At 74.2% G+C, this 3803-nt stretch carries 6 protein-coding genes; 3 read left to right on the top strand and 3 right to left on the bottom strand.

Going from position 1 to position 3803, the window contains the following annotated elements; translation table 11 throughout:
* Positions 1–175: 175 nt before the first annotated feature.
* Complete coding sequence (locus tag WH85_RS48040) at positions 176–1012, bottom strand: phage minor capsid protein (RefSeq protein WP_052721334.1); 837 nt, start codon at positions 1010–1012, stop codon at positions 176–178.
* An 88-nt stretch (positions 1013–1100) separates the two neighbouring features.
* Between WH85_RS48040 and WH85_RS51420 the strand changes: the two genes are divergently transcribed.
* Positions 1101–1283 carry a hypothetical protein gene (locus WH85_RS51420; protein WP_157411660.1) on the top strand — a complete coding sequence of 61 codons (183 nt, stop codon included), beginning with the start codon at positions 1101–1103 and terminating at the stop codon, positions 1281–1283.
* Here WH85_RS51420 and WH85_RS45865 read toward each other — a convergent pair.
* Positions 1280–1879: a hypothetical protein gene (locus WH85_RS45865; RefSeq protein WP_045748525.1), complete on the bottom strand. Its 600-nt coding sequence runs from the start codon at positions 1877–1879 to the stop codon at positions 1280–1282. The genes WH85_RS51420 and WH85_RS45865 overlap by 4 nt on opposite strands.
* A 433-nt stretch (positions 1880–2312) precedes the next feature.
* Here WH85_RS45865 and WH85_RS45860 point away from each other — a divergent pair, with 433 nt between their 5' ends.
* On the top strand, positions 2313–2591 hold the full coding sequence (locus WH85_RS45860; protein ID WP_045748524.1) for a hypothetical protein: 279 nt from the start codon (positions 2313–2315) through the stop codon (positions 2589–2591).
* On the opposite strand, the gene WH85_RS45855 is transcribed toward WH85_RS45860, so the two are convergent.
* The gene (locus tag WH85_RS45855; protein WP_045748523.1) at positions 2588–3556 is read right to left on the bottom strand and encodes a hypothetical protein; all 969 of its coding nucleotides are present in this window, start codon (positions 3554–3556) and stop codon (positions 2588–2590) included. The genes WH85_RS45860 and WH85_RS45855 overlap by 4 nt on opposite strands.
* On the opposite strand from WH85_RS45855, the gene WH85_RS51415 reads away from it, so the two are divergent.
* Positions 3511–3803: hypothetical protein (locus WH85_RS51415; protein WP_157411659.1), on the top strand; the 293-nt coding region annotated here is incomplete at its 3' end. The two genes, WH85_RS45855 and WH85_RS51415, sit on opposite strands and share 46 nt — an antisense overlap.

The following is a 3803-nucleotide window of genomic DNA, read 5'->3' as shown; positions in this document are numbered from 1 at the left end:
AGCGACCGATGGCACCTGTGGGCGAACCTGGCCAAGGCCGTCGAGAGGACCGCGATCGCCCACAGCGGCTGCTGGCGTGACGGCCCGGTCCGGCCGGACTGGGCCGATGTGTGGCCGGCGGAGCCGATCGGCTGTTCGGCCTGCGGCGGCTGGGGCGCCATCTGCCGGGTCTGTGCTACCGCCGGCGGCTGCTACTGCGACCTCGCCGATGTGGTCGTCGACGCCGTCCTTGATGCGATCGGGGCGGCGCTGCTCGCGGCGGGTGACGAGGCCGGGCGGCCCGTAGTTCGGGGGTGAGTTCGCCGGAGGGGACGTGGACGCGGCAGGGTAGGCCGTAGCGGGCGGCGATGGTGGCGACGATGTTGACCTGCGGCGAGTGCCGCGATCCGGCGGTGGTAACCCCGCGGGCGCCGTCGGCGCCGATGAGGGCGAGGGCGGTGCGGACCTTTCCGCCGCGGCTGCCGCCGACGGCGAAGGTGTCGTCGCGTTTCACCGGCCGGCCGCCGTGTTCCTCGACCGGTGTGAGCGCGGCGGGGTCGTCGATGTCGGCCTCGCGTAGCGGTTCGGCGGCGGCGCCGGCCAGCAACTCGGCGGCCTGTTCCCGGTTGGCCTCGACTTGGTCGGCGCGGAGGTCGATGCCGGTATAGGCGCGGCCGAGAATGGCCGTTCCGCCGGCCTGGTCGGCGCTGCGGGCGGCCGGGCCGATATCGCCGACCTGCGCCTCGGCCAGATCGGTGAGGGCGGCGGTGTTGCCGGCGCGCCAGCCGTCGGCGACCGCCCGGCGTACCGTCACGTTCCCGTCGCGTTCCAGCTCATCGACCAGTAGTTGCGCGGCGCGCCGCAGGGCGCGGACCTCGCCGAGTTTCCGGGCCGCCCAGGTACCGGTGTCGTCATCGAAGCCGCCCGCGGCGAGCCGGCGGGTCAGGAGGGCGAGGAGGGCGTTTTCGGCGTCGGCGTAGATGTCGGCGACCGCCGCGGCGATGGCGTCGACCTTGAGGTAGTCCACCGCCATGTGCGGCCCTCCCCCCGAAAGGTGGCGTAGGCGGCCCTGCCCGTCCGGGCAGGGCCGGGCGGCGGCCGCGGCGGCTACCGTGGCCGGCATGGGCTTTCTCAGCGATGGGGCGCGGCGTACCGGGCCGGACCGCCTTTTGGTGCCGATGATGGTGGAGGCGCCCTCGCGGGTGCCGGGTGGCGTGATCACCGGTCACGGCTACGCCGAGATCGGGCCGGATCATCCCGATTACGAGCGGTGGGCGAAGCGGATCGACGGCCGGGCCGGCTAGCGGCGGCGGCGGGCGAGGCGGGTTTCGATGTTGTCGAAGTAGGCGACGATGGCGGCGGCCTCGCGGGTGCCGATGCGGAAGTGGGCGGCGATGCCGTCGGCGGGCCGGGCGGCCGGGCGGTCGCGGGCCCAGCAGGCGAAGCATTCGGCCCAGGCTTCGGAAAGGCCGCTGCCGTACAGGCCGAGGTAGTAATCGTCCTGGTCCGGGGCGGCCGCGATGGGCCGGTGGAGGCGAATCCAGGCGTCGGAATGGGATGCGCGGTCGCCGGTGCCGGTGGCCCGGCCGGCGGTGTCGTCGGCGACGTGGCCGAATTCGTGGAGGGCGAGGCTTTGTGAGCCGTGGGTGGCGTTGCCGCCGCCGAGGGCTAGGACGCGGGCCGGCCAGTCGTAGCAGCCGGGCACCTCGTCCCAGGTGTGGCCGGGTCCCCAGGTTGGCATGGGGTGGCCGGCGAGGTGGCCGAGGTCGTCGAGGTCGGGGACGGCCTTGTTGCCGATGTAGATGCCGGCGGTCGGATTGCCGCCGGCAAGGTGGCCGGCTACGGCGTTGTGCCAGGCGGCGGGCACTTTTTCGAGTTCGGTGAGGTGCCGGTGCGTCACCTCGGACCGGTCGACGAGCAGTAGGCGGGTGCCGTAGACGGCGAGGGGGCGGCGCGGGTGGGGCGCGCCGGGCGGCCGCCTCGCATCGGCCTCCCATTGCCGGAAGGCGCGTTCGGCGCGGGCGGAGGGGAAGCCGGAGTAGCCGTAGCCGTAGCCGGAGCCGCCGATGCCGCCGGCGGAATGCCGGCCGGGCGGGTTGCCGGTGACGATCGGCCGGTCGGCCGGCGCGTTCCGCGGCCCGCCGCGCCTGCCGCGTCACACCCCCGGCGCCGGGAACGTTGCCGGCGGTGCGGGCGATGGCGTGGCGGGCGCCGGCGCAACTGCAGGAGCAGATGCTCCCGGGCTCGCTGTTCTCGCAGTCGGCCGGGTGCGGGCGGCCCGTCATCGTCGTTCGCCGGAGGTCATCGTCGCAGCCCCTCTAGCGTTGTCCGGTATGTGGAAGGTCGATGACGGCACCCGCTGGGTGCGCTGGGACGAGGGCCGCGGGCCGAGCGCGTCGGCCGGGCTGCAGGACCTACTGGTCGGCCCCTGGGAGCCGGTCGAGTGGCCGCCCGATTCCGGCCGGGTATACACGCCCGTCGGGGATTCCGACCCGCTGGCCGTCTTCCTTCATGCCCGGGACCGGTTGGGGCCGCGGGCCCGCATCATCGGGGCGCCGCCGCCGTACCCGCTGCCCGAGCCGGCGGGGTCCCCGGACGGCTACCTGGCCTAGCCGAGGGTGGCGAGGGCGCCGACGACGAAGGCGGGGAGTAGGTCCGGGTCGTCCGGCCGGCCGTGCTTGTTCCGGCGGCCAAAGGTGTCCTGAAGGCCAACCTGGAAGATCTCCCAGTTCGTTTCGTGCGGTCCGCGGTCCCGGCCGGATCGGGCGGCCAGCTCGTACGACTTGCCGGTGTACGGGTTGAACCACTCGTCGGGCTGGGTTACCTCGTCCTTGCCGTAGCCGGCGCCGAGGGGGCGGAGTTTTTCGACCCGGCCGCCGTCGCGCCCGTACCGGCGGACGAGGGCGAACTCGAGGGCCTTGAGGCCGGGGATGGTCTGCTCCATGCGGTGCCCGAGTTCATGGACGGTCACCTCGTCGGAGTGGTCGTCGAAGGCCCCGTCGTACTTTTTGCGGTCGCCGGGCGGCGATTGGAGGCCGAGGGTGCCGCCGCCGTCGTCGGCCGTGGTGTAGAAGGCGCGGCGGGAGGTGCCGATTCGCAGGGGCCGGTTGTTGCCGGCCTCTACCCAGGCGTCGGGGAAGTAGCGGAAGCCGCGGTCGAGGCGTTCGCGCCAATCGGGCCGTATCCGCGTCTCGCCGTAGTCGGTAGGCGTCGGCGGCGGCCCTACCGGTACGGGGTTCGGATGCTTTTTGCCGCCGTAGGGCCGTATTTCGCCGAGCATGTCGAGGATGGCCCGCTGTTCGGCCCGCTTCCGTTCCTTCGCGGCCGCGGTAGCGGTCCGGTGCGCCGTCCGGAGCCGCGCCGCGTATTCGTCCTTGAGTGCCTTCTGCCGCTCGGGGGTGTCGACGACGATGCTGGTGCCGTCGGGGGCGGTGATCGTGTACGGGCGGCGGGCGAGGGGGTTGTTGAGGGCCTCGTAGGTGGCGTCGACGGCGTCGCGTTCGGCGGCCGCCGCCGGCCCCGCCAGCCCCGGTGCCGGCGAAGGGCGACGGCATCCGCACCTCCGAGGCGCCGGCAACCCTCCCGCCGCCCGTCCACGCCCGCATCCGCGAACTCCGCGCCCGCCTACCGAAGGACGCCGACGGCTGGCACGCCGCCGCCCGGAAACCCGACCCCGCCGAACTCGCCGCCCTCCGCGCCGCGGCCGACGCCGCCGACGCGGCCGAGGACCAGCCGCTGGACCAGCGCACCCGCGAACGCCACGCGGCCGTGCACAGACTGCTCGAGCAAGGCCACGGCCTGCTGGAATGCGCCCGCCGTCTCGG

Origin of the sequence: Actinoplanes rectilineatus, assembly GCF_000962825.1 — a bacterium.
GTDB lineage: Bacteria > Actinomycetota > Actinomycetes > Mycobacteriales > Micromonosporaceae > Actinoplanes > Actinoplanes rectilineatus.
This window is presented reverse-complemented; position numbering and strand designations above follow the sequence as displayed.